This is a genomic window from Streptomyces sp. NPDC053427 (assembly GCF_044544985.1).
Taxonomy (GTDB): domain Bacteria; phylum Actinomycetota; class Actinomycetes; order Streptomycetales; family Streptomycetaceae; genus Streptomyces.
Genome location: NZ_JBITYA010000010.1, coordinates 381,938 through 408,026 on the forward strand (window position 1 = coordinate 381,938; position 26,089 = coordinate 408,026).

General features: G+C 72.1%; 25 protein-coding genes. 12 read left to right on the forward strand and 13 right to left on the reverse strand.

The window, feature by feature from the left end:
* Positions 1-120: 120 nt before the first annotated feature.
* The gene (locus ACIGWZ_RS28205; protein WP_400069386.1) at positions 121-699 is read right to left on the reverse strand and encodes a PadR family transcriptional regulator; all 579 of its coding nucleotides are present in this window, start codon (positions 697-699) and stop codon (positions 121-123) included.
* A gap of 150 nt (positions 700-849) precedes the next feature.
* On the opposite strand from ACIGWZ_RS28205, the gene ACIGWZ_RS28210 reads away from it, so the two are divergent.
* Positions 850-1,296 carry a nuclear transport factor 2 family protein gene (locus ACIGWZ_RS28210; protein WP_400069389.1) on the forward strand — a complete coding sequence of 149 codons (447 nt, stop codon included), beginning with the start codon at positions 850-852 and terminating at the stop codon, positions 1,294-1,296.
* Positions 1,297-1,534: 238 nt separating this feature from the next.
* Here ACIGWZ_RS28210 and ACIGWZ_RS28215 read toward each other — a convergent pair whose 3' ends face one another.
* From ACIGWZ_RS28215 to ACIGWZ_RS28235, 5 genes are all read right to left on the reverse strand, one after another.
* A complete protein-coding gene (locus tag ACIGWZ_RS28215; protein ID WP_400069391.1) occupies positions 1,535-2,701 on the reverse strand; it encodes a flotillin family protein in 1,167 nt (388 codons plus the stop codon).
* Between the two features lie 11 nt (positions 2,702-2,712).
* Positions 2,713-2,964, reverse strand: a complete 252-nt coding sequence (locus ACIGWZ_RS28220) for a hypothetical protein (RefSeq protein WP_400069393.1) — start codon at positions 2,962-2,964, stop codon at positions 2,713-2,715.
* 125 nt (positions 2,965-3,089) lie between these two features.
* Positions 3,090-3,737, reverse strand: a complete 648-nt coding sequence (locus ACIGWZ_RS28225; RefSeq protein WP_400069395.1) for a peroxiredoxin-like family protein — start codon at positions 3,735-3,737, stop codon at positions 3,090-3,092.
* On the reverse strand, positions 3,734-4,372 hold the full coding sequence (locus ACIGWZ_RS28230; RefSeq protein ID WP_400069397.1) for a TetR/AcrR family transcriptional regulator: 639 nt from the start codon (positions 4,370-4,372) through the stop codon (positions 3,734-3,736). Before ACIGWZ_RS28230 ends, ACIGWZ_RS28225 begins: the two co-directional genes overlap by 4 nt.
* A 102-nt stretch (positions 4,373-4,474) precedes the next feature.
* Complete coding sequence (locus ACIGWZ_RS28235) at positions 4,475-6,019, reverse strand: MFS transporter (protein WP_400069399.1); 1,545 nt, start codon at positions 6,017-6,019, stop codon at positions 4,475-4,477.
* A 100-nt stretch (positions 6,020-6,119) separates the two neighbouring features.
* On the opposite strand from ACIGWZ_RS28235, the gene ACIGWZ_RS28240 reads away from it, so the two are divergent.
* Entirely contained in the window at positions 6,120-6,989 is an 870-nt protein-coding gene (locus ACIGWZ_RS28240; RefSeq protein WP_400069401.1) for a helix-turn-helix transcriptional regulator, read from the forward strand.
* Positions 6,990-7,129: 140 nt separating this feature from the next.
* Positions 7,130-8,725 (forward strand): PLP-dependent aminotransferase family protein, encoded by a 1,596-nt coding sequence (locus ACIGWZ_RS28245; protein WP_400069403.1) that lies wholly within the window; start codon positions 7,130-7,132, stop codon positions 8,723-8,725.
* Here the strand turns inward: ACIGWZ_RS28245 and ACIGWZ_RS28250 are convergent.
* Entirely contained in the window at positions 8,713-9,150 is a 438-nt protein-coding gene (locus ACIGWZ_RS28250) for a nuclear transport factor 2 family protein (RefSeq protein WP_400069405.1), read from the reverse strand. The genes ACIGWZ_RS28245 and ACIGWZ_RS28250 overlap by 13 nt on opposite strands.
* A gap of 145 nt (positions 9,151-9,295) precedes the next feature.
* On the opposite strand from ACIGWZ_RS28250, the gene ACIGWZ_RS28255 reads away from it, so the two are divergent.
* Positions 9,296-9,901 (forward strand): TetR/AcrR family transcriptional regulator, encoded by a 606-nt coding sequence (locus ACIGWZ_RS28255; protein WP_400069408.1) that lies wholly within the window; start codon positions 9,296-9,298, stop codon positions 9,899-9,901.
* Positions 9,902-9,945: 44 nt separating this feature from the next.
* On the opposite strand, the gene ACIGWZ_RS28260 is transcribed toward ACIGWZ_RS28255, so the two are convergent.
* A complete protein-coding gene (locus tag ACIGWZ_RS28260; RefSeq protein WP_400069410.1) occupies positions 9,946-10,287 on the reverse strand; it encodes a DoxX family protein in 342 nt (113 codons plus the stop codon).
* Between the two features lie 154 nt (positions 10,288-10,441).
* Here ACIGWZ_RS28260 and ACIGWZ_RS28265 point away from each other — a divergent pair, with 154 nt between their 5' ends.
* Positions 10,442-10,951 carry a DUF3515 domain-containing protein gene (locus ACIGWZ_RS28265; protein ID WP_400069412.1) on the forward strand — a complete coding sequence of 170 codons (510 nt, stop codon included), beginning with the start codon at positions 10,442-10,444 and terminating at the stop codon, positions 10,949-10,951.
* A gap of 90 nt (positions 10,952-11,041) precedes the next feature.
* On the opposite strand, the gene rocD is transcribed toward ACIGWZ_RS28265, so the two are convergent.
* The 3 genes from rocD to ACIGWZ_RS28280 form a co-directional block, all read right to left on the reverse strand.
* The gene (gene rocD / locus ACIGWZ_RS28270) at positions 11,042-12,277 is read right to left on the reverse strand and encodes an ornithine--oxo-acid transaminase (RefSeq protein WP_400069414.1); all 1,236 of its coding nucleotides are present in this window, start codon (positions 12,275-12,277) and stop codon (positions 11,042-11,044) included.
* Positions 12,274-13,125: a dimethylargininase gene (ddaH, locus tag ACIGWZ_RS28275; protein ID WP_400069416.1), complete on the reverse strand. Its 852-nt coding sequence runs from the start codon at positions 13,123-13,125 to the stop codon at positions 12,274-12,276. The genes rocD and ddaH overlap by 4 nt, the downstream gene beginning before the upstream one ends.
* Positions 13,126-13,332: 207 nt before the next feature.
* The gene (locus tag ACIGWZ_RS28280; RefSeq protein WP_400069418.1) at positions 13,333-13,851 is read right to left on the reverse strand and encodes an Lrp/AsnC family transcriptional regulator; all 519 of its coding nucleotides are present in this window, start codon (positions 13,849-13,851) and stop codon (positions 13,333-13,335) included.
* A gap of 188 nt (positions 13,852-14,039) precedes the next feature.
* Here ACIGWZ_RS28280 and ACIGWZ_RS28285 point away from each other — a divergent pair, with 188 nt between their 5' ends.
* The gene (locus ACIGWZ_RS28285; protein WP_400069420.1) at positions 14,040-14,855 is read left to right on the forward strand and encodes a GntR family transcriptional regulator; all 816 of its coding nucleotides are present in this window, start codon (positions 14,040-14,042) and stop codon (positions 14,853-14,855) included.
* Between the two features lie 12 nt (positions 14,856-14,867).
* Positions 14,868-16,418, forward strand: coding sequence for an MFS transporter (locus tag ACIGWZ_RS28290; protein WP_400069422.1), 1,551 nt, complete (start codon positions 14,868-14,870; stop codon positions 16,416-16,418).
* A 64-nt stretch (positions 16,419-16,482) separates the two neighbouring features.
* Here the strand turns inward: ACIGWZ_RS28290 and ACIGWZ_RS28295 are convergent, their stop codons facing one another.
* Positions 16,483-18,087, reverse strand: coding sequence for an amidohydrolase family protein (locus tag ACIGWZ_RS28295; RefSeq protein ID WP_400069425.1), 1,605 nt, complete (start codon positions 18,085-18,087; stop codon positions 16,483-16,485).
* Between the two features lie 391 nt (positions 18,088-18,478).
* On the opposite strand from ACIGWZ_RS28295, the gene ACIGWZ_RS28300 reads away from it, so the two are divergent.
* From ACIGWZ_RS28300 to ACIGWZ_RS28315, 4 genes are all read left to right on the forward strand, one after another.
* A complete protein-coding gene (locus ACIGWZ_RS28300) occupies positions 18,479-19,465 on the forward strand; it encodes a RimK family alpha-L-glutamate ligase (RefSeq protein WP_400069427.1) in 987 nt (328 codons plus the stop codon).
* Positions 19,462-20,367, forward strand: a complete 906-nt coding sequence (locus tag ACIGWZ_RS28305; protein ID WP_400069429.1) for a RimK family alpha-L-glutamate ligase — start codon at positions 19,462-19,464, stop codon at positions 20,365-20,367. Before ACIGWZ_RS28300 ends, ACIGWZ_RS28305 begins: the two co-directional genes overlap by 4 nt.
* 79 nt (positions 20,368-20,446) lie before the next feature.
* The gene (locus ACIGWZ_RS28310; RefSeq protein ID WP_400069431.1) at positions 20,447-22,684 is read left to right on the forward strand and encodes a family 2 encapsulin nanocompartment cargo protein terpene cyclase; all 2,238 of its coding nucleotides are present in this window, start codon (positions 20,447-20,449) and stop codon (positions 22,682-22,684) included.
* Between the two features lie 321 nt (positions 22,685-23,005).
* On the forward strand, positions 23,006-24,388 hold the full coding sequence (locus ACIGWZ_RS28315; RefSeq protein ID WP_400069433.1) for an FAD-binding oxidoreductase: 1,383 nt from the start codon (positions 23,006-23,008) through the stop codon (positions 24,386-24,388).
* Positions 24,389-24,395: 7 nt separating this feature from the next.
* On the opposite strand, the gene ACIGWZ_RS28320 is transcribed toward ACIGWZ_RS28315, so the two are convergent.
* Positions 24,396-24,836, reverse strand: a complete 441-nt coding sequence (locus ACIGWZ_RS28320; protein ID WP_400069481.1) for a MarR family winged helix-turn-helix transcriptional regulator — start codon at positions 24,834-24,836, stop codon at positions 24,396-24,398.
* Positions 24,837-25,021: 185 nt separating this feature from the next.
* Between ACIGWZ_RS28320 and ACIGWZ_RS28325 the strand changes: the two genes are divergently transcribed.
* Positions 25,022-26,056: an SMP-30/gluconolactonase/LRE family protein gene (locus tag ACIGWZ_RS28325; protein ID WP_400069435.1), complete on the forward strand. Its 1,035-nt coding sequence runs from the start codon at positions 25,022-25,024 to the stop codon at positions 26,054-26,056.
* Positions 26,057-26,089: the final 33 nt, after the last annotated feature.

The window sequence follows — 26,089 nt, forward strand, 5'->3', positions numbered from 1 at the left end:
ATGCCTTCCTATAGGCGATCGATACGCTTTGCCTGATGCCCATCCGTACGCCCGGAGATGTGCCGGTTCACACGATGGGGTACTGCCGTATCGATCCCTCGCGCGCCGTGCGAACCGGCGCTAATTGCCCTTCACGCCGGGCGAGTTGGCGACCCGCGCCCGCAGCACCCCGGCGATCCGCTCGCACCAGTCGCGCGTCTCCCGCTCGAAGCCGAGCCCGTACAGACACGTCAGATACGGGCCGATCCGCGCGCCGTGCGCCAGGAACTCCTCCTCGGTCGAGGTGCCCCGCATCCGTGCCAGCAGCTTGCCGAAGATCTCCATCTTGGCGTCGGCGATCCGGACCCGTTCCGTCAGCTGCTCGATCACCGGCGCGGCGTCGATCCGGTCCGCGGCCTGCACCTTCACCAGCAGGTCGTCCCGGATGAACGACGGTTTGGACGAGGCCGCCGCAAACCGCTCCAGCTCGGCCAGGCCCGCCTCCGTGACCTGGAACAGCCGCTTGTTCGGCCGGGTCTCCTGGACCACCTGCCGGCCGGTGACCAGCCCCTCCGTCTCCAGCCGGGCCAGCTCGGCGTAGAGCTGCTGCGGCAGCGCATGCCAGAAGTTGGCGACGCCGATGTCGAACGCCTTGGCCAGTTGGTAGCCGCTGTATTCGCCGTCGAGCAGCGCCGCCAGCACCGCGTGCTTGAGAGCCATCGGACCGGTTACCCCTTTCCCGGGCTTCCCATAATCAAGAATCTGACTAATCATAGCCATGACTAGCCGTCGCGCGGAGAGATGGCGCACCGGCGTTGCCGGACGCTGTCCACGCACACGACGGACCGGCCGGGACGAGGAGAGGGCAGCATGACGACGACTGGGGCCACGAGCGCGGCGGACCGCTTCCGGGCGGCGGTGGAGACGCGCCGACTCGACGCGCTGGAAGAGCTGTTCACGGAGGACGTGCGGCTCTACAGCCCGGTGAAGTTCACGCCCTTCGAGGGCCGTTCGATGGTGCTCGGCCTGTTCGGGGTGCTGCTGCGGACCTTCGAGGACTTCCGGTACGTGGGGGAGCTGGCCGGCAGTGCGGAGACGGCGGCGGGGGCGGCGGAGGGCACCGCCGACTCGGCGATCCTGATCTTCCGGGCCACCGTGAACGGCAAGCAGATCCACGGCATCGACCTGCTGCAGTACGACGAGGCGGGGCGGATCAAGGAATTCACGGTGATGGTGCGGCCGCAGTCCGCGGTGCAGGCGCTGGGCGAGGCGGTGCTGGCCGGACTGGTGGCGGACGGGCTCGTACCGCAGCCGTAGCGCGCCCGGCGGCCGGCCCGTGCGGCGTCCCGGGCGAGGCCCGGTGTGCCCTGCTGCGGAAAGCCGGTCCGCAGCTGCTCGGTTCGGGCGGCTCCGTCCCCACGTTCCGTCGTGGGCCGCCCCGGACGCTGACGGCTCGGCGCCCTCTCGGCCGGGACGTGTCCGACCGAGAGCGCCGGTTCCGGGAGGCGGAGGAGGGGCGGGCCGTCGCCGTTCCCTTCCACCGCCCCGCACGCGGTTACTCGATCTCGATCCGGCCGGTGCTGCCCTTGCCGTTGGCCGGGCCGGTGCCGGCGTTGTCCTTGGTGCCGTGGTCCGGCGCGTCGGTGGCGCCGAGGTTGCGGCGCACCGAGTCGAGGATGGTCAGACCCTGGCCGACCAGGCCGGCGGCGATCTCACCGAGGCCGTCGGCGCCGTTGAGGACATTGACGTTGGCGCCCTGGAGGCCGGCCGAGGCCTCCTTGACGATCTGCGGCAGCTGGTCGATCACCATGCGGTCCAGCGCCACCCGGTCGAACGACGCGGCGGCCTCGGCCTGGATCTTCATCCGCTCGGCCTCGGCCATGGCCAGCAGCCGGATGCGCTCGGCCTCCGCCTCGGCGGGCTTGACGATCTCGGCGACCAGCTGCTGCTGACGCAGTTTGGCGGCGCGCTCGGCGAGCTCGGTCTGGGCGGCCAGCACCTCCTGCTGCGCATGCGCCTGCGCCAGCGGACCGGCCTGGGCGGCCATGGCCTGGGCGCGTTCGACCTCGGCGTTGTACTCGGCCTGGACGATGGCGGTCTTCCGCTGGTACTCGGCCTGATTCCGTGCGGCTTCCTGCTGCGCCTCGACCGATGCCTGGGTGGCCTGGGCCTGGGAGATCTGCGCCTGCCGCTGGATGGCCGCCTTGTGCGGGGCCGACATCGCCGCGATGTAGCCGGTGTCGCCGTCGTCGATCGACTGGATCTGGAGGGAATCGACGGTCAGGCCGATCTTCGCCATCTCGGTCTTGGAGGTCTCCAGCACCTCGGTGGCCAGCTTCTGCCGCTCCGTGACGATCTCCTCGACCGTCATCGAACCGATGATGGAGCGCAGATGGCCGGCGAAGATCCGGCCGGTCAGCACCGCCATCTGGTCCTGGTCGGACAGGAAGCGCTGGCCGGCGTTGACCACGCTCTCGGTGTCATTGCCGACCTTGAACGCGATCACGGCACGGACCGTGAGCGCGATGCCCTGCCGGGTAACGCACTTCTCGGCGACCTCCGCCTCGCACATCGCCAGCGTCAGGAAGCGGACCTTACGGAAAACCGGCAGCACGAACTTGCCGTGACCGGTCACCACCCGGAACGGCGCGCCCCCCTGCCCACGCTTGCCTCCCGAGATCAGCATGGCTTGATCGGGGGCCGGAACGCGGTAACCGAACATCCTTCGTCTCCTCAACCGGCGTCGCCGGGGTCGCCGGCCAACGCCTCCAACGGGTCAGCCCACTCAATGACGTCGACCTGGCGCGCGCCCCGGGACTCGATCACGAGCACCGTCGCGCCCACCGGAAGGGGCTCGGCCGACCAGGCGACAAAGGCCTCGGATCCACCCCGGATCGACACCAGAACCTCACCGGGGCCGACAACCCCGCGAGTGCCGATCAACAGCACCCCAGTACAGCCGATCACGGCCTCGTCCTGCGCCATCGGCGGCTGCCTTCCCCGTTACGTTCCTGGAAATCCGACCATAGCGCTCCGTTGACCGGCGGCCTATCCTCGGGGCGCGCCGAGCCGCAGGCGCCGTCGTGGGCCTGCCGGTTCGGCGCGTGCGCTCAGATCAGTCCGTCGAGCGCGGCCAGGATGTCGGACGGCTCCGCGCGGGTCTTGTAGTCGGTGTCGATGAAGGCCCAGCGGATGGTGGCGTCGCGGTCGATGACGTAGGCGGCGGGTACGGGGAGCGTGTGCGGGTGGCCGCCGTTGACGCGCTGGAGGTCGAAGCCGAAGGAGTCGTAGACGGCGGCGAGGTCTTCGGGCAGGTCGAAACTGAGGCCGTACTGCTTGGCGGTGTCGCAGCCGATGTCGCTCAGGACGGGGAAAGCCAGGTCGTGCTTCTCGGTGAGGGTGAGGGACTCGTCGGGTATCTGCGGTGATACGGCCACCAGTTGGGCGCCGCGGGCGGCGATCTCGCCGAGCTGCTGCTGAAGGGCGCGCAGCGCCAGGTTGCAGAACGGGCACCAGGCGCCGCGGTAGAAGGTGAGCACGACCGGGCCGTCGGCCAGCAGGGCGTCCAGGGTGACGGTCGTGCCGTCGGCGGCGGGGAGGCCGAAGCGGGGGGCGGTGGCGCCGACGTTCAGCGCGCGGCCGGCCTGGCCGGACGCGGCGAGTTCGCGGTCGGTGCGCTCCATGACCTCGCGCGCGGCGGCCGGGATCTCGCCGGAGCGGGCGCGGAAGAACGCGGTGAGTTCGTCGTTGAGGCTCATTGCGGTGGTACCTCCTGTGAGGGGGGCGCGGATGCAGGTGAGGGGGTGGCGCGAAGGGGGGCCAGGGCGCCCGCCACGGACTCCCGCAGCGTGTCGGGGACGGCGCCCGCGCGGGAGCGCAGATTGACCCCGTACGCCAGGGTCGCGAGCACGGCCGCCGCGGCGTCCAGGTCGACCCGTGCGGCGAGCTGTCCGAGCCCCTCGGCCGTGCTCAGCGCGGCACGCATGGCCGACTGCAGGGACCGGTGGTGCGCGTCCAGCAGCTCCCGTATCGCGGGGTCGGCGCATTCCGGCCCGGCGTGGGCGTTGGTGACCATGCAGCCCCAACCGGCGACGGGGCCGGAGCAGCGCACCCCGATCAGTCCCGTGAAGAACTCCTCGATCGCGGTCAGCCCCGAGGGGCCGGCGGCGAGCGCGGCGAACGCGGGTGTGGAGTGCTGCGTTATATAGCGCTCCAGGGCGGCGGCGTAGAGACCGTCCTTGTTGCCGAATGTCGCGTAGAGGCTGGAGCGGCTCAGGCCGGTCGCGGAAACCAGCGCCTGTATCCCGGTGGCGGGCATGCCCTGGCGCCAGAAGACGCGTACCGCGTCGTCGAGGACGACATCGGGGTTGAAGTGCTTGATGTCCGGCGACATGGAGCCTCCCTGAGGCCGCGACGGCGTCCGTAGAACTTGGAACGTTCAGTCCAAGTTAAATCAACTGCGCGTGCCTGCCAAGAGTTTTTCGGCACCAGACGATCAAGTTCCCGGACGAGGCGGGGTGTTGGGGCGTTCGACCGGCGCGTGGAGGCGCGCCGCGGCGGTGTCGGGCAGGAAGGGCAGCAGGGCCGAAATCGCCGCCGACAGCGCCAGATTGAAGACGACGGCCGTGGTCAGCGCGTGGCCGTAGGCGCCGGTGTCGTGGTGCGCGGCGCCGCCCAGGGAGGTGTAGTAGAGGACGCCGACGACGGCCACGCCGACCGCGCCGCCCACCTGCTGGCAGGTGGAGAGCACGCCGGAGGCCATCCCTACCTCCTTGGGCCCGACGTTGCCGAGCACGGCGTTCAGCAGCGGCGTGACCAGCAACCCGTTCCCGACGCCGATCAGGACCAGGGGCGGCGCCAGCGCCCAGGCCGTCAGCCCCGTACCGGCCGTGCCGACCAGCACGATCGCGGCGACGTACCCCAGCCCGCCGACCAGCGCGCCGGCCTGGAGCACCCGGCGCCCGAAGCCGGCCAGCCGCCCGGCGACGACGCTGGCCGCGAAGAACGCGACGGCGAGCGGCGTATAGACCAGGCCGGCGCCGAGCGCGTCCATCCCCAGGCCGTCCTGCAAGGTGAGCGAGAGGACGAGGAAGAAGGAGTTGATGCCCGCGTACGCGACGACGACCAGAGTCGTTCCGACGGCGAACGGACGCGTGCGGAGCAGGCCCAGATGGACCAGCGGAGCCCCGCCCGCAGCCGCAACCCGCCGTTCCACCAGGGCGAAGGCGACGAATGCCGGCGCGCTGCCGGCCAGGCTGAGCCAGGTCCAGGCCGGCCAGCCGGACGCGCGCCCCTCGACCAGCGGCACCACGAGGAGGAAGAGGGCCACGGTCAGCACCACGGCGCCCGGCAGGTCGAGGCGCCTGGCCTCCGGCGCCCGCGACTCGGGCACGCGCAGCACGGCGAGGAGGAGAGTGGCCAGTCCTATGGGGACGTTGACCCAGAACACCGACCGCCAGGAGGAGCCGAAGAGATCGGCGGAGAAGCCGGTGGAGAGGAGTACGCCGCCGAGCAGCTGGCCGACGACGGTGGCCATGCCGATCACCGCACCGAGCGCACCGAACGCCTTCGGCCGCTGCTCCGCCGGGATCAGCACCTGGATCATCGCGAAGACCTGCGGAAACATCGCGGCCGCGGTCAGCCCCTGCGCCAGCCGCGCGGCGATCAGGCTGCCGGGGTCGGGGGCGACGGCGCACCCCACGGAGGTCAGTGTGAACAGGGCCATCCCGATGAGGAAGAGCCGCCGGCGGCCGAAGCGGTCGCCGAGGCGGGCGCCGGTGATGAGGGCGATGGCGTAGGTGAGTTGATAGCCGGCCAGGATCAGCTGGATGTCGGCGGCGGAGGCGTGCAGATCGGCTTGGATGGCGGGCGCGGCAACGAGCACGATGAACGTGTCGAGTACGGCCATGAAGGCCCCCACCAGGACGATGGCCAGGGCCTGCCAGGGGGAGGCGGCCGGCCGTGCCGGGGGCTGTGGCGCTGCGGTGTGCTGCCTCGTGGCCCGCTGTGCGGGGGCGCCCGAGGGTGTGGTCCGGGTCATGCCGTAAGCGTCGGCCAGGCCCGAACAGACATACAGAGACCGATTATGCTGGTGTTCCAGCTACCCCTTACGTCACACCTCCCTACGTCAATCGAGTGCGATGGCCGACCTGGACCGACGGCGCCGCCTGGCGGAATTCCTGCGATCGCGCCGGGAGCGGATCACGCCGAGCGAGGCGGGCATCCCCGCGGGTCCCCGCAGGCGTACGCCGGGGCTGCGGCGCGAGGAGGTCGCGCAGCTCTCCGGGGTGAGCGTGACCTGGTACACGTGGCTGGAACAGGCGCGGGACATCAGCGTCAGCCGCCAGGTCCTCACCAGCCTGGCGCGCGCCCTGATGCTCAGTTCGGTCGAATGCCGCCATCTGTTCGCGCTGGCCGACGAGCGGCCCCCGGAGCAGCCGCCGGGCCGGGGGCCGGGCCCCGCCCTGCAACGCCTGGTGGACGCGCTCGAACCGCATCCCGCCTACCTCCTGGACGCCAACTGGGACCTGGTCGGCTGGAACCGCGCCGAGGCCGGACTGATCGGCGACCCGGCGCAGCTGGAGCCCGCCGAACGCAATCTGCTCTGGCTGGTGTTCACGGATCCGGCCCTGCGGACGCTGCTCGTCGACTGGAACGGGCAGGCCCGGAATCTGGTCGCCCAGTTCCGGGCGGACGCGCGCCAGCAGTTCGGCGAGCCCCGCTTCGAGCGGCTCACGGCCGAACTGCGAAGGCGGAGCCCGGAGTTCCGTACCTGGTGGGAGGCGCATGACCTCGCCGACTTCGGCAGCAGCCGATGGGATTTCGACCACCCCGTGGTCGGGTCGCTGACCTTCGACTACGTGAAGATGGCCGCGCTGGACGCGCCCGGCGTCAAGCTGTTCGCGTGCATGCCGGCGGACGCGGCGACGGCCGGGAAGCTGCCCGCGCTCGTTGCGCTCCCCTTGGCGGCGACGGCCTTGGAGAACATGAAGAACGTCCAGAACGTGTAGTACGTGTCGTACGTGTAGAAGAACGTGCGGGGGAAGCCGCCGTCGTCCTCCGGGTGCGCCGCAGGCCGGCGATGCCCTGGCTCCGGTTCCGGTCCCGGCCCCGCCGTGTGCGCGGTTCCCTCAACCCGCCTTCCCTGTACATGAGTTCACCGCGTCGCGAGAATGGCCCCGTGAACAGGTCCAAGGACGGCCATGACAACCGGTCCGTAACTCCGCCGGGCTCCGCCGCCACCGGGGCCGACTTTCTCCAGCTCTCCCTCGGCGACGCGCCCGCGGGCGGGCGCTCCGACTGGCTGGCCCGGGAGCTGCGGCTGGCCATCTCCGATGGCCGCCTCCCGGTCGGGAGCAAGCTGCCCGCCACCCGGGCGCTCGCCGCCGACCTGCGGGTGTCCCGCGGGGTGGTGACCGAGGCGTACCGGCGGCTGACCGAGGACGGACAGGTCGCGGGGCGGGGGCGGGCCGGTACGGTCGTCGTCGCCGCGCCCCTGGCGGCGCCCGCACCTCTGCCTCGCGACGCGTCGCTGCCGCGCGACGCACTCCTGTTTCGCGACGCACCCCCACCTACCGGCACCGCGCTCTTCACCGCGCCTCCCGGCCCGGACGTCTTCGACGCCCTGCGCACCGCACCGGCCCGCATCGACCTCTCGCCCGGCCTGCCCGAGCTGGCGGCCTTCCCCCGCGCGGCCTGGCTGCGCGCCGAACGCGCCGTCCTGCGGACCGTTCCCGCGACCGACCTCGGTTACGGCGACCCGCGCGGTGCGCCCACCCTCCGCCGCGCCGTCGCCAACTGGCTGGCCCGCAACCGCGGGATCAGGGTGGATCCGGCGGAGGTGCTGATCGTCGCCGGGACCGCACAGGCGCTCGGCCTGATCGCCCAGGTCCTGCGGCGCGACGGTGTCCGCGCGATCGCCGTGGAGGACCCCGGATCGCTCGGCGCGCGCCAGCATCTGCGGCACTGGCAACTGGAGACGCCGCCCGTCCCGGTGGACGCCGAGGGCATCCGCGTCGATGCGCTACGGGCCGCCGGCGCGCCCGCCGTCATGCTCACCCCGGCGCACCAGTTCCCCACCGGGGTGGTGCTCGGCGGCCGCAGACGGCGCGAACTCCTGGACTGGGCGGGCGAGGGCGGCCTGATCATCGAGGACGACTACGACGCCGAGCACCGCTACGACCGCCCACCGGTCCCCGCGCTGCGCGCCATGCTCGCCGAGCACGTCTGCTACGCGGGCAGCGTGTCCAAGCTGCTCGCGCCCGCCCTGCGGGTGGGCTGGCTGCTCGCGCCGCCGCGCTACCGGGACGCCCTGGTCGACGCCAAGCGCTTCGCGGACCTCGGCAACGCCGTACTGCCGCAGCATGTGCTGGCCCATCTGATGGAGTCGGGCGAACTGGAACGCCGGCTCCGGCTGTTGCGCACCCGCCACCGCCGCCGCCGGGACGCGATGATCGAGGCGATCCGTACGCACCTGCCGGGCGCGGTGGTGCACGGGGCGGCGGCGGGTCTGCATCTGACGCTCACCTTCGAGCGACGGCCGGACAGCGGACGCGCCGATACGGAGCTTGCCGATACCGATCTCGCCGCCACCGCCCTCGCCGCCGGGGTGAAGGTCCAGCCCCTCTCCTGGCACGGCCAGCGCCCCCACCCGCCGGGGCTCGTCCTCGGCTACGCCGCGAGCTCCCCGGCGGCCATCGCCGAGGGCGTGGCGCTGCTCGGCGAGGCCCTCCGTCAACTGCGCTGAGCGCTCCGCGCCCCGAAGATCCGCCGCTCCGATTCCGCGATCGCGACGTCGTTGATGCTCGCCTCCCGCCGCCGCATCAGCCCGTCCTCCGCGAATTCCCACAGCTCGTTGCCGTAGCTGCGCCACCACTGGCCGGCCGCGTCACGGCACTCGTACCGGAACCGCACCGCGATCCGGTTCCCGCTGTACGACCAGAGGTCCTTGCGGAGCGCGTAGTCCAGCTCCCGGTCCCACTTCCGGCGCAGAAAGGCGACGATCTCGTCCCGGCCGGTGAGGAAGGTGTCCCGGTTCCGCCAGACGGAGTCCTCGGTGTACGCGAGCGAGACGCGCTCGGGATCGCGGGTGTTCCAGGCGTCCTCCGCGGCCTGCACCTTCTGCCGTGCGCTCGGCTCGTCGAACGGGGGGAACGGGGGTCGTGGCGTCATCTCTTCCGACTCCTTCGCATCCTGACCGAAGTCCTGACCGGTGTCCTGATGGTCCGAGCGGAGAACGATCGTTCTCCGCTCGCCTCGGCTAGTGTAGAGAACGCACGTTCTCCAGGGAAGCGCTCAAGGGAAGCCGGAGTCGCACATGCGCCAGGACGAGGCCGGGGAAGCCGCCGCGGACGAGCCCCGCACACGCATCCTCGACGCCGCCGAGAAGCTGTTCTACGACCGCGGCATCCAGGCCGTCGGCATGGATGAACTCCGTACCGCGGCCGGGGTCTCCCTCAAGCGCCTCTACCGCTGCTTCCCCTCCAAGGACGACCTCGTCGCCGCCTACCTCGAATGTCGCGACATGCGCTGGCGCACCGCCCTCGCCGCCCATGTCGGCGAGCACGCCGCCCCCGAAGACCGCCTGTCCGCCGTCTTCGACTGGCTCCACGCCTGGTTCGCCGCCCCCGACTTCCGCGGCTGCGCCTTCATCAACTCCTTCGGCGAGCTGGGTGCCACGTCGGGGGCCGTGGCCTCCGCCGGCCGGCAGCACAAGGAGGCGCTGCTGGACTACCTCACCGGGCTGGCGCGCGATCTCGGCGCACCCGAACCGGACGCGCTGGGCGTCCAGTTGACGCTCCTGGTGGACGGGGCGATCACCATGGCGGCCCTCTCCGGGAGCCCGGACGCGGCGCGGCAGGCACAGGGGGCGGCGCGGGTGCTGGTGGCGGCGGGACTGCGCCCCGCGGTCAGGGATTCCTGAGGCGCCGCCGTACGGACACATACGCATCCGGCGCTGGTACCGCCTCAGCTCCCCAGCACCAGGGCACCGACCACCGGCGCCGCGTACACCAGAGGGAACGGGATGTGCGCGTACGAGCGCGCCCGGACCACGGTGACGACGGCCCCCGCGAAATACAGCACCAGGCCGACCCCGGCCAGAACACCGACAACCGGCACCCACAGGCCGACCAGCAGGCCCGCCGCACCCGCCGCCTTGGCCGCACCGAGCAGCGGCCACCACGAGCGGGGGACGCCGTAGTCGGCCAAGGGCTCCACGACCCACTTGGCGCGGAGGAAGACGGAGGCGGCCGAGAAACCCGCCATGGCGGCGGCAAGGAGGGTGACGACGACGTACGCGGTGGACATGGGAACGGCTCCTCATCGAGAGGGAAGGGTCCGGTGCGGACGTGCGCCGACCGGGTGGGGTGGGTCCCTCACCGCTCTGACGTACCGCGGGGCACGAGTGTGACGGGACGGCCTGGCAGGGCACGAAGCGGTGTGGGGGAGGGCCGTCTCGGCGGTGCAGGCCGAGGCCTATCGTCGGGGTATGAAATCTCGTCGTCCGGTCGTTGTCCTCGGCGCGTCGATCGTGGTGGTGGCGGCCCTCGCGGCGACGTATCTCTTCTCCGGGGACGCGGTATCGGTGGCGGCGCCGGTGCCGGAGGCCAAGGCAAAGGGGTGGTGCGCCAAGCTGATCGACGCCGTGCCCGACTCCGTGGCCGGTCTCGAGCGGCGGGAAACGGACCCCTCGTCGCCGTACACGGCGGCATGGGGCGATACCGCGATCGTGCTCCGCTGCGGTGTCGTGAAGCCGGCGGACATGCTCAATCCCCGAGCGGCGGGTGGGGAAATCCGTGGGGTGCGGTGGATGCTGGAGAACGCGGAGGACGGCGGTCACCGCTGCACCACCGCGCTCCGCAAGGCCTACGTCGAGGTGAGCATTCCCGCGGAGTACGGCGACGTCGGCGCCCTTATGGATCTGGCCGATGCGGTGAAGAAAACCGTGCCCGAGATTTCGCGGACCGGCTGACGACGGCTCACACGAGGGTCGCGCTCCCCGGTGAGCGGCGGCCCGCCGCTGGGGCCGCCGCTCCCGCCGCCGTTCCTGGGCGGCGTTGCCCTACGACAGCGCGCGTTCCAGGGCTTCCAGGGCCCCCTCCAGCTCCTCCCGGGTGATGGTCAGCGGCGGGGCGAGGCGGATGGTGGAGCCATGGGTGTCCTTGACCAGGATGCCTTCCTTCAGGAGGCGTTCGCTGATCGCGCGGCCGGTGCCGAGGGCGGGGTCGATGTCGATGCCCGCCCACAGGCCGCGGGTGCGGAAGCCGGTGACGCCCTTGCCGGTGAGGGCGGCGAGGCCGGTGTGGAGGACGTCGCCCAGGTCCGCGGCGTGGCGCTGGAATTCGCCGGTGGCCAGGAGGTCGATGACGGCCGAGCCGACGGCGGCCGCGAGGGGATTGCCGCCGAAGGTGGAGCCGTGCTGGCCGGGGCCGAGGACGCTCATGACGTCGCGGCGGGCGACGACGGCGGAGACCGGGACGATGCCGCCGCCGAGGGCCTTGCCGAGCAGCAGGACGTCCGGGACGACGGATTCGTGGTCGACGGCCAGGGTGCGGCCGGTGCGGCCGAGGCCGGACTGGATCTCGTCGGCGATGAGGAGGCAGCCGGTGCGCCGGGTGAGGTCGCGGACGCCGGTGAGATAGCCGTCGTCGGGGATGAGGACGCCCGCTTCGCCCTGGATGGGTTCGATCAGGACGGCGGCCGTGGTGTCGTCGACGGCCGCTTCGAGGGCCGCGAGGTCGTTGTAGGGGACGACGCGGAAGCCGGGGGTGAAGGGGCCGAAGCCGGTGCGGGCGGTGTCGTCGTCGGAGAAGCTGACGATCGTGGTCGTACGGCCGTGGAAGTTGCCGGCGGCGACGACGATGGTGGCCCGGTCGGCCGGGACGCCCTTGACGTCGTAGGCCCATTTGCGGGCGACCTTGATGCCGCTCTCCACCGCTTCGGCCCCGGTGTTCATCGGGAGCACCATGTCGAGCCCGGTGAGGTGGGCCAGGCGCGCGGCGAAGTCGGCGAGGCGGTCGTGGTGGAAGGCGCGCGAGGTAAGGGTGAGCCGGTCGAGCTGGCGGTGCGCGGCCTCGATCAGGGCGGGGTGGCGGTGGCCGAAGTTCAGCGCCGAGTAGCCGGCCAGCATGTCGAGGTAGCGGCGGCCCTCGACGTCCTCGACCCAGACGCCTTCGGCGCGCGCGATGACGACGGGAAGGGGGTGGTAGTTGTGCGCCAGGACCGGTCGTTCGGCCTGGATGAGGTCGGACGAGGAACGGGGGGAGCGAGGGGGCGCGATGCGCGCGGGTGCGGTCACGAGCGGATCTCCTGGGTGCAGCACTTGATGCCGCCGCCGGCCTTGTGGAGTTCGGAGAGGTCGACGGGGACGGGGACATAGCCACGGGCGGTGAGCTGGTCGATGAGGCCGGTCGCCTGGGGGGCGATGAAGACGTGGCGGCCGTCGGAGACGGAGTTGAGGCCGAAGGCCATGGCGTCGTCGCGGGTGGCGAGGACCGCGTTCGGGAAGAGCCGTTGGAGTACTTCGCGGCTGCCGGAGGAGAACGCCTCCGGGTAGTAGGCGAGGGGGGTCTCGCCCGTCGCTTCCCCCGTCTCCGGTGCCGCCTCCGCGTCGCCCAGGACGAAGAGGGCGGTGTCCAGGTGGTAGAAGTACGGGTCCACCAGGCGCAGGCCGATGGTCGGTACGCCGAAGAACTCCTGCACCTCGGCGTGCGCCTCGCGGGTCGTACGGAAGCCCGTACCGGCGAGGATGCAGCGCCCGGCCGGTACGAGATCGCCCTCGCCCTCGCACGCCGACACCGGCTGGTAGACGTCGTAGCCGGCCGCCTTGAACCAGGTCTCGTACTCGGTGGATTCCGGGCGGCGCTGGGGGGCGTGGAAGCGGGAGCCGAAGACCTTGCCGGCGAGGGTGAGCGCGGAGTTGGCCGCGAAGACCATGTCGGGGAGGCCGGGGACGGGGGGCACGGTCTCCACCTCGTGACCGTGGTCGCGGTAGGTGTCGATCAGGGTCTGCCATTGGCGGTTCGCGAGGGCCGTGTCCACCTGCGCGTCGGTACGCATCCAGGGGTTGATGGCGTAGTGCACGTCGAAGTGCCGGGGCTGGCAGACCAGATAGCGCCGGGCGCGCGAGATACGACTTGTGGGCACAGAAGCATCCCTTCGCTTCCTGTCGCTTCCTGCGGAGCAGGCGGGCAGGCGGGGCAGGAGAGGGGTGGGTGAGGAGGTGAACGGGTGCGGTGACCGAGGGTTAGTGATCGTTACTCGGGCGCACCTCACACGGTACGGAGCACCAGAATCCGCCCACAAGAAACGAAAGCTGCGTGTTGGCGCAGGAATGCTGCGTATAGGGAGCCGTCAGCGCGGGTTTGCTGCGTGGGGTGCGGCGTTCATCGCCGCGGACGGGCGGCCGGAGCCCGCGTCCGGGCTGTCGGGCAGCAGATGGGACAGGACCATGTAGCTGATCGTCTTGCGGATGAACGGTTCGGCCCTGATGCGCTCCAGCACCCCCTCGAAGTGCTCGACGTCGGTGGCCCTGACGTGCAGCAACGCATCGGCGCCGCCGGTGACGGTCATCGCGGCGGCGATCTCCGGATGGTTGCGGACGACCTCCGCGAGGCGGCGGGGCGGGGCGGCGCTGTCGCAGTACACCTCGACGTACGCCTCGGTGAGCCAGCCGAGCGCGGCGGGCCGCACGGTGGCGGTGAAGCCGGTGATCACGTTGTTCTCGCGGAGCCGGTCGACCCGGCGTTTGACCGCCGTGGACGACAGCCCGATGGCCGAGCCGATCTCCGCGAAGCTCGCCCGGCCGTTCTCCATCAAGGCCGCGACGATCTTGCGGTCCAGTGCGTCGAAGGAGGCGGCCTTGTTGAGCATGGCCCCACCGTAGCGATCAACGGGGCGCGGGGCCACGGTGGTGGCGTTGGCCCGGTCGCCGTGCCGGAATCCCCAGGTCAGTTATCGATGCAGGTCAGATGGGGTGGCGTAACGTCGCCGCAACATGGGGCGCCTAGCGTCGGGCGGGTCCGGGAGCAGATCGGGAGCGGTGTCGGGAGGGAGACGCGGTGAGTGATCCGGAGCCGGAGGACGGTAGGGCGGCAGGCGAGTCGCTGACGCGGGCCGATCGCGCCCGGCGGGTGGCGAATGTGCTGCGCGGGCAGGTGCTGCGGGGGGCGTTCCCGGACGGGGTGCTGCCGGACGAGCGGGCGTTGATCGCCGAGTTCGGGGCCTCGCGGAACTCGGTGCGCGAGGCGCTGGGGCTGCTGCGCGACGAGGGGCTGGTGGCGCGGCGGCGGGGTGTCGGGACGGTGGTGGTCGGGCGGGCGTACCAGCATCCGCTCGGGGAGCTGTCCGGGCTCGCCGAGGTGCTCCAGCGGCACGGTGTGGTCGTCAACGAGGTGCGGGAGGCCCGGCTCGTACGGCCGCCGGGATCGGTCGCCCGGCGACTGGGACTGGCCGACGGGACCCCGGCCGTCTATCTGGAGCGGCTGCGGCGGGTGGACGGCACGCCGCTGTCCCTGGACTGCACCTATCTCCTCGCCGAGGTGGGGGAGCCGCTGCTGGCGCTGGGACGGGAAGCCCTGGAGAAGCAGGACGTCTTCGAACTGATCGAGACGGCGGTGGGGATGCCGCTGGGCAGGGCGGAGGTGTCCGTACAGGCCGTGGTGGCGGATCCGGCGACGTGTGCGGTGCTGGCGATGCCCGAGGGCGGCGCGGTGCTCGCCGTCGAGCGGCTCACCCGGCTCGCCGACGGCCGCCCCGCCGACCTGGAGTTCATCCATCTGCGGGGGGACCGCCTGACGCTGCACGCGACGCTCGACCGGGCGCGCGGCGCGGCCGCCGAGCGCCCCCACCCGTCCGATCACCCCCACCCGTCGTAGGAGGCCGGTCCGTTGAGGCGCTCCGATCCGAAGGGTGGCGAGCGGCCGGCGGGGGCGCGCGGCGAGGTGGCCGCGGACGGCGGCGGGCGCGCGTGCGGAGACGCGGCCCGCGGGCCGCGTCGGACCCCCGCGCTGGTGACCGTCGCCATGTGTCTGTGCGTCACCCTGGTCGTCGGCATGGTCTCCGCCGTGAACCTGGCCATCCCGGACCTGTCCGCCGGGGCGCTGCACCCGTCGGCGGAGGAGGTGGTCTGGGTCGTCGACGGCTATGTCGTCGTCTTCGCCTGCCTGCTGGTGCCCGCGGGGGCGCTCGCCGACCGGCGCGGGCGCAAGGGCACGCTGCTGTGCGGGATGGGCGTCTTCGCGGCCGGCTCGGTGGTGTGTGCGGCGGCGCCGGGGGCCGGCGTGCTGATCGCCGGACGGATGCTCAGCGGGGTGGGCGCGGCCGCCGTGCTGCCCACCACCCTCGCCCTGCTGGTGGAGGGGCTGCCGGACGGACCGCGCCGCAAGGCCATCGCCATCTGGGCGTCGATGACCGGCCTCGCCGCCGTACTGGGCAATGTCGGCGGCGGCGCGGCCATCGAGTACGGCACCTGGCGCACCCTCTTTCGCTGTGTGGTGCCGCTCGCGCTGGGCGCGCTGCTGCTGGTCGCGGCGGTCACCCCCGTCACCGCCCGCCATCCGCGCCCGGCCGCGCCGCTCGGCAGCGCGCTGCTCACCGGCGGCTTCCTCGCCCTGCTGTACGGGATCGTGTCGGGGCCGCAGTCCGGGTGGGGGAGTCCGGTGGTGCTGGGCGCGCTCGCCGGGGCGGCGGTGCTGCTGGCCGCCTGGGCGCGGCACGAACTGCGGGCCGCCGAACCGCTGCTCGACCCGCGGCTGTTCGCGCGCCCCGGCGTGCGCGCGGGTGCGGTGGGCATGGCGGCGCTGTTCACCGGCATGTTCGGGCTCTTCTACCTCAACGGCCAGTATCTGCAGTACGCCCAGGGGTACGGGCCGTTGGGAGCGGGGGTGCGGCTGCTGCCGATGGCGGCGGCGCTGCTGGCCGGGCCGCGCTGCGGGCTGCTGCTGGAGCGGGCGTGCGGGCGGCGCGGCACGGTCGTCGTCGGCATGTGCGTGCTGGCGGGCGGCCTGGTGACGGTTTCCGCCGCCGATGCCCGTACGCCGTACGCGCTCTATGCCCTGGGCGCCGGGCTCACCGCGCTCGGCTGCGGCATTGCCACCCCGCTGCTCTCGCACGCCATGATGGCCGCGCTGCCCGCCGACCGGGCGGGCACCGGGTCCGGACTGCAGAGCCTGACGCGGGAGCTGGGCAGCGCCCTCGGCGTCGCGGTGACGGGGACGGTCACGACGGCGGTGTTCACGGCGCGGCTGCCCACGCCGCTGTCGGGTCCGGGCCGTCCGACGACGGTGGCGGCGGCCGAGGCCCTGACGGCGGACGGTCGGGTGCGGGCGGCGGTCGTCGATGCGTTCACGGACGGGCTGCATGTGGCGACGCTGGGGCTGGCCGGGGGCGTGGTCCTCGCGGCGCTGCTGATCGCGCGATGGATCCCCCAGGGGCGGTGACCTGCCGCCGGTCACGGCCACCGCCCCCCCGGGGGGCGACGGCCGCCGCCCGCCCGCCGCCCGCCTATCTCGGTTCGACGCGCTGGATCTCGGCCTTCCGTACGACCTCGGGCCCCACCTTCGCCGCCCGCTTCACCAGCGCGCGGGCGTCCCAGTCCGTGGGCCAGCCCTCCCACAGCCGGAGCCGGCCGTCGACGACCACGGCGGTGATCAGATCGCGGTTCGCCAGGCGGACGAGTTCCCACTGCAGGTCGTAGGACGGGGTGAGTTCGGGGACGTCGATGTCCACGAGGAGGTAGTCCGCCGCCTTGCCGACCGCGATCTCGCCGGTGATCCGGCCCAGCCCGAGCGCATCGGCGCTCCGCGAGGTCGCGTGTTCCAGCCACAGCCGCCCGGCCCCGCACACCGAGTCCCCGGTGGCCATGCCGCTGGTCAGCCGCTGCGCCGATTCGGCCGCGTCGAGCAGCCGGAAGCCGTCGCCGCGGGTGCCGTCGGTACCCATCCCGAACCGCACGCCCAGCGCCGCCAGCATGTCGGCCTGCGCGACGGCGTTGCCCTTCCAGGCGCTGGCCACCGGGTTGTAGCTGATCGCCGCCCCGGAGTCGGCCAGCATGCGCATCTCGGCGGGGGTGAGCAGGGTGGCGTGCGCGCCGAGGGTGTGCGGCCCGAGAGCGCCGATGTGGTGCAGGTAGGCGACCGGCCGGCGGCCGACGCTCTTCAACGAGCGCTCCACGGAGGCGAGATGCTCGTTCACATGGATCTGGAGGATTGCGCCGGCCTCGGCGCAGAGGTCCACGGTGTGCTTGATGACGGCGGGCGTCGCGTCCTCGGCGACGGGGATCGCCAGCGACGGGTGGATCAGCGGGTGCTTGTCCCACCGTGCCAGGTGCGCGGGTCCGCCCGTCCCATCGGAGACGACCTTGGACAGTACGCAGCGGATCCCGGCCTCCTCGGTCCCCTTCGCCAGCGCCGCCACATCGACCGGAGCGCGGGTACCGGCGTCGGCGACGGTGGTGAAGCCGCCGCGCAGCGCCTCCAGCGCGGCCAGCTTCGCCGAGAGATAGGCGGTTTCCTCGTCCAGCGCATGTTCCAGCGGCTCCCAGACGGTCTTGAAGATCTCCGAAGGCTGCCCGAACGACTGGGCCTTGCCGAAGCTCTGGGTGAGGTGGTGGTGGGCGTCGACGAAGCCGGGCATGAGGAGATGGCCGTCGAGCCGCACCGGGTGGAGGTGGGGATGCGCGGCGATCAGCTGCTGCGCGGGGCCGATCGCGCGGAATTTCCCGCCGTCGACGAGGACGGCCCGGTCCCGGGCCGGTCCGTCCGGGAGGAGCAGCAGCTCGGGGACGAGGAGCTGTTGGCGGCCGGCGAAGAGTTCGGGGCGCGGGGCGTTCTTCTTCGTGCCTGCCGCTGCCGGTGGCGCCGCCGCTCGCGCCGCCGCTGTGGTGGCCGGTGCCGCGTGGGCCGTGGGGGACGACACCCCGCCGGCCGCCGCCGCGCCGAGGAGCCCCCCGGCGCCGGTCAGCCCCACCTTGACGAGGAAGCCCCGCCGCCCGACGCCGTCCCGGCCGCCGCCCTGGGGGACCTCGTCGGCCTGCGGGTGGTCCTGCGGCCGGTCCTGCTGCCGGTCGTGGGGCATGTCCTGCGGCATGTCCTGCTGTTCGTTCGCCAACCTTCTCGCCTGCTTCCCGTCGTTCCGCCGTTGGGTACGCGTCCGCACACGGGCAGCAGCGGGGTGTGCCGCGCACGCGTCGACGCCAGAAAGCTCCCGTGTACGAGGTCAGCCGCGCCGGGTGGCCCGACCTTAGGACCACGGTCGGAAGCGGAACAAGGCTTCCGACATACGGGATTCGGGAGGTGGGAAGGCGGGTGGCGAAGCCCTCGGCCGCGTCCGGCAAAGCCCAGGTCATGGCGCACGCACCGGGTGCCGCGGGTGGCGTAACTTCGCCGAAACACCACCGGCCGTCTTCCCGCGCCGGATACGGGCCACAGCCTGGTGCCCAAGCGGCACATGGGATCCTGGTGTGTCATGCGGCGATCAATGGGCGTTTGAGGGTGTGTTGATGAAGCTCTGCTTCCTGGTGGAGGAGCAGTACCGCCACGACGGCATGCCCCTGGATGTGATCCGCCAACTCAGCGCCTGGGGCCATCAGGTGGACGTGGTGTGGCCCGGCCGGTCGCTGCTGCGGATATCGGAGGCGATACAGGCGGGCAGCCACGATGCCTGGGTCCTCAAGACCGTCTCCGGCGGCCCCGGCCTCACCCTTCTGGAAGCCGCCGCCAGCGTCGGCCTGACGACGGTGAACGATGCGCGGGCGATCCGGGGAGTCCGAGACAAGGCCCTGGCGGCGGTGCTCGCCCGTCGCAGCGGGCTGCCCGTTCCGGTGACCTACGCGGCGGCCCGGCCGCAGGACTTCGCCGAGATACCCGAGGCGGAATACCCGCTGGTGGTCAAGCCCGCCGACGGCAGTTCCGGGCGCGCCGTACGACTGGTCGCCGCGCCGGACCGGCTGCTGGATCCGGGATTCGAGGAAGCCGCCGGCGGGCTGCTCATCGCGCAGCCGTACGTGCCCAATTCCGGCACCGATCTGAAGGTCTACAGCGTCGCCGGCGACCTCTTTGCGACCGAACGCTGCTCACCGCTGCATCCGGCGCACACCGTCCGCGAGCGGCAGGTCCCGCTGACGCGCGAAGTCGCCCGGATCGCGGCCGAGATCGGCGAGGTCTTCGGGCTGGATCTGTACGGGGCCGACATCCTGCTCGGGCCGGACGGGCCGGTGGTCGTCGACGTCAACGACTTCCCGAGCTTCCGGCAGGTGCCGGATGCGGTGGCCAGGGTGGCGGAGGCGGTGCTGCGGCTGGCGCGCGGGGGTGGCCGTACGGGGGCTCCGGTGGGCGTGGCGACGGGTGCCGCGGCGGGCGTCCCCACGGGCGTCCCGGCGGTCCCCGTGGTCGGTGACCCAGCTGCCGCCGGGCGCGCGGGCGGCGGCCGGCCCCGCGTCGTGCTGGCCAAGGCCGGGTCCGGGGCGGCGATGGACGGCGTGCGATGAGGATCTGCCTGGTGACGGCGGACCCGGACCACCCGCTGCTCGCCGCCGCCGCCGACCTGCTGGCACCTCGCCACCAGGTGGAGTCCCTGGACCCCGGGGACGCGTCCTGGTCCCACCCGGCCGCCGCGCTCGACGCCGCGCCCGGCCGCCTCGCCGACGTCTACCTCCTCAAGGCGCGTACGCCGCGGGCGCTGGCCCTCGCCGCCGTCCTGGAGGAGCGTGGCGCGGTGGTCGTCAACTCCGCGGCGGCCACCGCGCGGTGTCAGGACCGGGTGGAGATGGCCGAGCTCGCGCGGGGGGCCGGCCTTCCGTTCGCCGGGACGCGGTACGTGCCCACGCTGGCGCAGCTCGCGGCGGACGGTGAACCGTCCGGCCCCGTGGTGATCAAGAGCCGCCACAGCCGCCGCCACGACCTCGTGGCCCGCGCCGACAGCGCCACGCAACTGCGCGCGCTCATGGCCGATTGGGCCGACGAGCCGGTGATCGTCCAGGAGTTCACCGCGAACAGCGGCTGGGATCTGAAGCTGTGGGTGGTCGACGGCCGGCTCTTCGCCGCCCGCCGCCGCTCGGAACTGGCACCGGAAGGACGCGGGCCGACGCTGCCGCTGGAGGTTGCGGACCTGCCCGCGGCCTGGACCGGTCCGGCGCTGCGGGCCGGCGAGGTCTTCGGCCTGGACGTCTACGGGGTGGACATCCTGGACACCGGGGGCGGCGCGCCGCTCATCGTGGACATCAACGCGTTCCCCGGCATCCGCGGCCAGGCGGGCGCGCCGGAGGCGCTTGTGGAACTGGCGCTGCGGGCGGCCGGACGGGCGCCGCGGCGGACGCCGGACCCGGCGCCCGGGCCCCTTGCGCCGATCCCGCCGGCTTTTACCAACACTCCGCCCCTGCCCGCAAGTTAAGGCCGTGAAAAGCCTAGTCCGGTTCGTCCCCGGGTAGTGCTGTGCCGTTCAGTGCAGCTATGGGGAGAGGCGAGCGACCATGACACAGCCATTCGAATTGCCGGACTTCTACGCACCGTATCCGGCGCGGCTGAACCCGCATCTGGAAGAGGCCCGGCGGCACTCGAAGAAATGGGCCAGGGGCATGGAAATGCTGGAGGGTTCGCATATCTGGGAGGAAAGCGATCTCGATGCGCACGACTATGCCCTGCTGTGCTCCTACACCCACCCGGACTGCTCCGCCGAGGCGCTCTCGCTCGTCACCGACTGGTATGTCTGGGTCTTCTTCTTCGACGACCACTTCCTGGAGAAATTCAAAAGGACACTGGACCGGAAGGGCGGCAAGGAATATCTCGACCGGCTGCCGGCCTTCATGCCGATGGACCTGGCCACGCCCGTGCCGGAGCCGACCAACCCGGTGGAGGCGGGGCTCGCCGACCTGTGGGCGCGCACCGTTCCGGCCATGTCCATGGAATGGCGGAAACGTTTCCGGGAGAGCACCGAGCACCTGTTGAACGAATCCCTGTGGGAACTCTCCAACATCGACATCCACCGCGTCCCCAATCCCGTCGAGTACATCGAAATGCGCCGCAAGGTGGGCGGCGCTCCCTGGTCCGCGGGGCTGGTCGAGTACGCGGCCGGCGCCGAAATCCCGGCCGCCGTCGCCGATTCCCGGCCGCTGCGCGTCCTCAAGGACACCTTCGCCGACGCCGTACATCTGCGGAACGACCTCTTCTCCTACCAGCGGGAGACCGAGGAAGAAGGCGAGCTCAGCAATGGCGTGCTGGTCCTGGAAACCTTCCTGGACTGCACGACGCAAGAAGCCGCGAACGCCGTCAACGAGCTGATCACCTCTCGTCTCCAGCAATTCGAGAACACCGTGTTCTGCGAACTCCCGGTGCTCTTCGCGGAAAAGGGGCTCGATCCGCAGGCCTGCGCGGACGTCCTGGCTTACGCCAAGGGGCTCCAGGACTGGCAGTCCGGCGGCCATGAATGGCATCTGCGCTCCAGCCGCTATATGAACGGCGGCGGAGCGGGCGCCGCCACCGCCGCCGCCTGGTCGCCGTTCGCCGTCGGCGGGCTCGGCACCTCCGCCGTGGACCTCAAGACCTCCCTCGCCGCCTCCGAGGTCCGCCGCCTGCGCCGCTACGCCCACATGCCCCACCAGAAGGTCGGACCGTCCCGGATCCCCGACATCCCCATGCCGTTCACCACGACCCTCAGCCCCCATCTGGACGCCGCCCGCCGCAACTGCCTCGCCTGGGCGCACCGGATGGGCCTGCTGGAGCCGCAGCCCGGCGTACCGCTCTCCGGCATCTGGGACGAACGCGCGCTCGCCGGATACGACTTGCCCCTCTGCGCGGCGGGTATCGGCCCGGACGCCACCCCCGAGGAACTCGACCTCAGCTCGCAGTGGCTGACCTGGGGCACGTACGCGGACGACTACTACCCCGCGGTGTTCGGCCGGACCCGCGACCTGGCAGGCGCCAAGGCGGCCAATGCGCGGCTGTCGGCGCTGATGCCGCTCGACCCGTCCACCCCCGCGCCCGAACCCGTCGGCGCCATGGAGCGCGCCCTGGCCGACCTGTGGTCCCGTACGGCGGGTCCGATGACCCCGGACGGCCGCCGCTCCTTCCGCGCGGCCGTCGACACGATGACGGCCAGCTGGCTCTGGGAGCTTGACAACCAGCTGCAGAACCGTATCCCCGACCCCGTCGACTACATCGAAATGCGCCGGGCGACCTTCGGCTCCGACCTCACGATGTCCCTCTGCCGCCTGGGCCACGGCCGACAGGTCCCGCCCGAGGTCTTCCGCACCGGGACCATGCGCTCCCTGGAGAACGCCGCCGCCGACTACGCGACGTTGCTCAACGATGTCTTCTCGTACCAGAAGGAGATCGAGTACGAGGGCGAGGTGCACAACGGCATCCTCGTCGTGCAGAACTTCTTCGACTGCGACTACCCGACCGCGCTCGCCGTCATCAACGACCTGATGACCTCCCGCATCCGCGAGTTCCAGCACGTGGCCGCCCGTGAACTCCCCGTCCTCTGCGACGACTTCGCGCTGTCGCCCGAGGGGCGCGCCGACCTGGACGGCTACGTCCGGGAACTGGAGAACTGGATGGCCGGCATCCTCACCTGGCACCGCGACTGCCTGCGCTACCGGGAGTCCGAACTGCGCCATCCGCAGGGCTCACCGGCCCGGCTGGAGGCGCCCACGGGGCTGGGCACGTCGGCGGCGCGGGTCCTTCACGCGCTCGCCGTTCCGGTGGGTTAGGCCGTGACCGGCCGGCTTTCCCGACCTCGGGGAGCCGGCCGCCGATCGGGGGATGAACCGCCCCCGGCCGACGCCGACGCATGCGCCGCGGTACGTACCCGGCCGTCCACCGCTTCGCGTGTGCGGCCACCGTCGCCCCGTCCCGTCAGCCGTGGGATTGCGTGGCCCGGCCACCGGCGGGACGCTGGAGGCAGCAGCCCTGCGGGGTTCGGTCCTGCCGTTCGGGATGCCGGAGCGGCGGGGTGGGTGCGCGCGGCCGGAGCGGCCGGAAAGCCTGGGTGGGTTGCGGTCGAACGGCAGCTCCCTGAGGAGAAGTGCGCCATGGACGGCACCACTTTGGACGCGATGCGGACCGCGCTGCGCGGCCCGGTCATCGGCCCCCGCGACCAGGCCTATCCCGAGGCCTGCACGATCTACAACGCGATGATCCATCGCAGTCCGGCCGCCGTGGTGCGCTGCTCGGACGCGGCGGACGTCATGGCGGCCGTCGGCTTCATCCGGGACCACGGCCTGGAACCGGCCGTACGCGGAGGCGGACACAGCGGCGCCGGGCTGTGCGTCCAGGACGACGCCGTCACGATCGATCTGACGCCGATGCGCTGGGTGCGCGTCGATCCGAAGGCGCGGACGGCGCGGGTCGGCGGCGGCACCCTGCTGGGCGATGTCGATCACGCCGCGCACGCCTTCGGGCTGGGCATTCCGTCGGGCATCGTGTCGACGACGGGCGTCGGGGGCCTCACCCTCGGCGGCGGGCACGGTCACCTCACCCGCAAATACGGCCTGACGGTGGACAGCCTGGTCGGCGCGGACGTCGTCCTGGCCGACGGCAGCTTCGTGACGGCGAGCGCGACCGAGCATCCGGACCTGTTCTGGGCGCTGCGCGGGGGCGGCGGGAACTTCGGGGTGGTGACGTCCTTCGACTTCCGGCTGCGGCCGGTGCACACGGTGGGCGTGGGCGTGTCCCTGTGGCCCGTCGACCAGGCACGCCAGGTGCTGGAGTGGTACCGGGAATTCCTTCCCGCGGCGCCCGAGGACCTGACCGGATTCTTCGCGCAGCTGGTGGTGCCGCCCGCGCCGCCCTTCCCGGAGGACATCCACGGGCAGAAGATGTGCGGGGTGGTGTGGTGCTGGACGGGCGATCCGGCGGCGGTGGAGACGGCGCTCGCGCCGCCCGACGGGCCCGGCGCGCCGACCTTCCACTTCGCGGCGCCGATGCCGTACCCGGCGCTGCAGACCATGTTCGACGAGCTGATGCCGACGGGGCTGCAGTGGTACTGGCGCGGCGCATTCTTCGACCGGATCACGGACGAGGCCATCGGCGTGCACCTGAAGTACGGGGAGAACATCCCCACCGATCTGTCGACGATGCACCTCTACCCGGTCGACGGCGCGGCGGCGCGGGTCGGCAAGGACGACACCGCCTGGGCCTACCGGGACGCACTGTGGTCCGGCGTCATCGCGGGCATCGACCCCGACCCGGACAACGCGGAGACCATCAGGCAGTGGTCGGTCGACTATTGGGAGGAGTTGCATCCGCATTCGATGGGCGGGGCGTATGTGAACTTCATGGGGACGGGGGAGGGACAGGACCGGGTCAGGGCCACCTACCGGGACCACTACGGCCGGCTGGCGGCGGTGAAGCGGACGTACGACCCGGACAACTTCTTCCACGCCAACCAGAATGTGATGCCGGCGGAGGGTTAGGGCCTGCCTAGGGCCCGTCCGGGCGGACGGAGTCGAGCAGGGCGGCGCACCGGCCCAACAGGCCGACGAGTGAGGCCCGTTCCTCGTCCGTGAACTCGGCGGCCAGCGCCCGCTCCACGCGCACAGCCCGCGCGTCGGCGTTCTCCATGACCGCGTGGCCCTCGTCCGTGAGCCGGATCTCAAGGATGTTCTTGTGCCATTCGTGCGGGGTGCGCTCGATGAGGCCGCGCTCCTGGAGGTTCTTGAGCACCGTGTTCATGGTCGGCGGCGTCACACCGCATGCCCGTGCCAGCGCGGCGGCCGAGATGCCCGGCCGCTCGGAGCTGTGGAGCAGGGCCGCGTACTGCGGAACCGTCAGACCGGCCGGCTTCAGCGCCGCGTTCTTGGCACCGCTCAGGGCCTGCTCGGCGCGCTTGATGGAGGAGCCGAGGCGCTCGGACACGGGCATGGAGGTCACCTCCGCATCGTAACGGCCGTACGAGCCGTACAGCAGGAAAGACCTCACCCGGTGATGAGAACACAAGCGGGAATTAGAGCCTTGACGAATGTTAGAGGTCGAATATAACTTCGTGCTCATTCGATGACCCGCGGGTGACACCCACCCCGGGCATCCGAGAACGGGGAGGCACACCCATGTCCCGAGCGATCCCGCGCCGCGCGCTGGCGGCGGCCACCCTGGCCCTGACCGTCCTCACCGTCCCGCTCGCCGCCGCGGCGCAGGCGCGGCCGACGACCAACGCGCCGGCCGCGCACTCGGGCGCCCGGTGCGACGCCCGCGCCCGGATCTCCACCGCGTACGACCTGCCGGGCGACCGCGTCTACCCCGAGGGCATCGCCGCCGACCCGCGCACCGGCGACATCTATGTCGGCTCCTACACGACCGGAGCCGTCTACAAGGCCACGCCCGGACACCGCGCGGCCCGGGTCTTCCTGCCGTCCGGCACCGACGGGCGGACCACCGCGAACGGCCTGAAGGTCGACCGTGCCGGGCGGCTGTGGGTCATCGACTCGACGGCCGGGGCCGCCGTCTACGACCTGCGCACCCGCCGGCTCATCGCCCGCTTCGACGTCCCCGCCGGCGCCGAGCCGTTCGTCAACGATCTGGCGATCGCCCCGGACGGCAGCGCCTATCTGACCGACAGCAACCGGGGCGTCGTCTACCGCGTCACGCCCCGGCAGCTGGTCCGGGCCGCCACGCACGGCGGGCGCGCCGCGCTGACCACGGCGTACGACCTGACCGGAGTGCTGCCGAACGGTCCCGCCGGCACGCTCAACGGCATCGTGGCCGACCCCTCCGGCCGCTACCTGCTGACGGTCGACATGACCGGGGGCGCCCTGTACCGCGTCGACCTGGCGTCGGGCGCGGTGCGCCGAGTCGCCCTGCACGGCGGGGATGCGCTGCACGGCGACGGTCTGGAGATGCGCGGCACCACGCTCTGGGTCGTGCACAACGTGACCAACGGCATCAGCCGTTGGCGCATCGGCGACGACGGCGCCGCCGCCCGCCTGGAGCGCCGCATGTCCGACCCGGCGCTCCAGATCCCGACCACCCTCGTCCGCAGCGGGGGCCGGACGCTCGTCGTCCGCTCCCAGTTCGACAAGGGCGGCCCGATGGGGCAGGGGACGCCGCAGACGCCCTTCACCGTGGCGGAAGTGGACGGCATCTGAAGGAGTCCGACGGCGAGGATCCGTCAGAAGCGC

Bases quoted from the DNA above. Each gene is read 5' to 3' on its own strand.
- ACIGWZ_RS28205 (WP_400069386.1), bottom strand. From the start codon at position 699: ATGGCTCTCAAGCACGCGGTGCTGGCGGCGCTGCTCGACGGCGAATAC.
- ACIGWZ_RS28210 (WP_400069389.1), top strand. From the start codon at position 850: ATGACGACGACTGGGGCCACGAGCGCGGCGGACCGCTTCCGGGCGGCG.
- ACIGWZ_RS28215 (WP_400069391.1), bottom strand. From the start codon at position 2,701: ATGTTCGGTTACCGCGTTCCGGCCCCCGATCAAGCCATGCTGATCTCG.
- ACIGWZ_RS28220 (WP_400069393.1), bottom strand. From the start codon at position 2,964: ATGGCGCAGGACGAGGCCGTGATCGGCTGTACTGGGGTGCTGTTGATC.
- ACIGWZ_RS28225 (WP_400069395.1), bottom strand. From the start codon at position 3,737: ATGAGCCTCAACGACGAACTCACCGCGTTCTTCCGCGCCCGCTCCGGC.
- ACIGWZ_RS28230 (WP_400069397.1), bottom strand. From the start codon at position 4,372: ATGTCGCCGGACATCAAGCACTTCAACCCCGATGTCGTCCTCGACGAC.
- ACIGWZ_RS28235 (WP_400069399.1), bottom strand. From the start codon at position 6,019: ATGACCCGGACCACACCCTCGGGCGCCCCCGCACAGCGGGCCACGAGG.
- ACIGWZ_RS28240 (WP_400069401.1), top strand. From the start codon at position 6,120: ATGGCCGACCTGGACCGACGGCGCCGCCTGGCGGAATTCCTGCGATCG.
- ACIGWZ_RS28245 (WP_400069403.1), top strand. From the start codon at position 7,130: ATGAGTTCACCGCGTCGCGAGAATGGCCCCGTGAACAGGTCCAAGGAC.
- ACIGWZ_RS28250 (WP_400069405.1), bottom strand. From the start codon at position 9,150: ATGACGCCACGACCCCCGTTCCCCCCGTTCGACGAGCCGAGCGCACGG.
- ACIGWZ_RS28255 (WP_400069408.1), top strand. From the start codon at position 9,296: ATGCGCCAGGACGAGGCCGGGGAAGCCGCCGCGGACGAGCCCCGCACA.
- ACIGWZ_RS28260 (WP_400069410.1), bottom strand. From the start codon at position 10,287: ATGTCCACCGCGTACGTCGTCGTCACCCTCCTTGCCGCCGCCATGGCG.
- ACIGWZ_RS28280 (WP_400069418.1), bottom strand. From the start codon at position 13,851: ATGCTCAACAAGGCCGCCTCCTTCGACGCACTGGACCGCAAGATCGTC.
- ACIGWZ_RS28300 (WP_400069427.1), top strand. From the start codon at position 18,479: ATGAAGCTCTGCTTCCTGGTGGAGGAGCAGTACCGCCACGACGGCATG.
- ACIGWZ_RS28305 (WP_400069429.1), top strand. From the start codon at position 19,462: ATGAGGATCTGCCTGGTGACGGCGGACCCGGACCACCCGCTGCTCGCC.
- ACIGWZ_RS28310 (WP_400069431.1), top strand. From the start codon at position 20,447: ATGACACAGCCATTCGAATTGCCGGACTTCTACGCACCGTATCCGGCG.
- ACIGWZ_RS28315 (WP_400069433.1), top strand. From the start codon at position 23,006: ATGGACGGCACCACTTTGGACGCGATGCGGACCGCGCTGCGCGGCCCG.
- ACIGWZ_RS28320 (WP_400069481.1), bottom strand. From the start codon at position 24,836: ATGCCCGTGTCCGAGCGCCTCGGCTCCTCCATCAAGCGCGCCGAGCAG.
- ACIGWZ_RS28325 (WP_400069435.1), top strand. From the start codon at position 25,022: ATGTCCCGAGCGATCCCGCGCCGCGCGCTGGCGGCGGCCACCCTGGCC.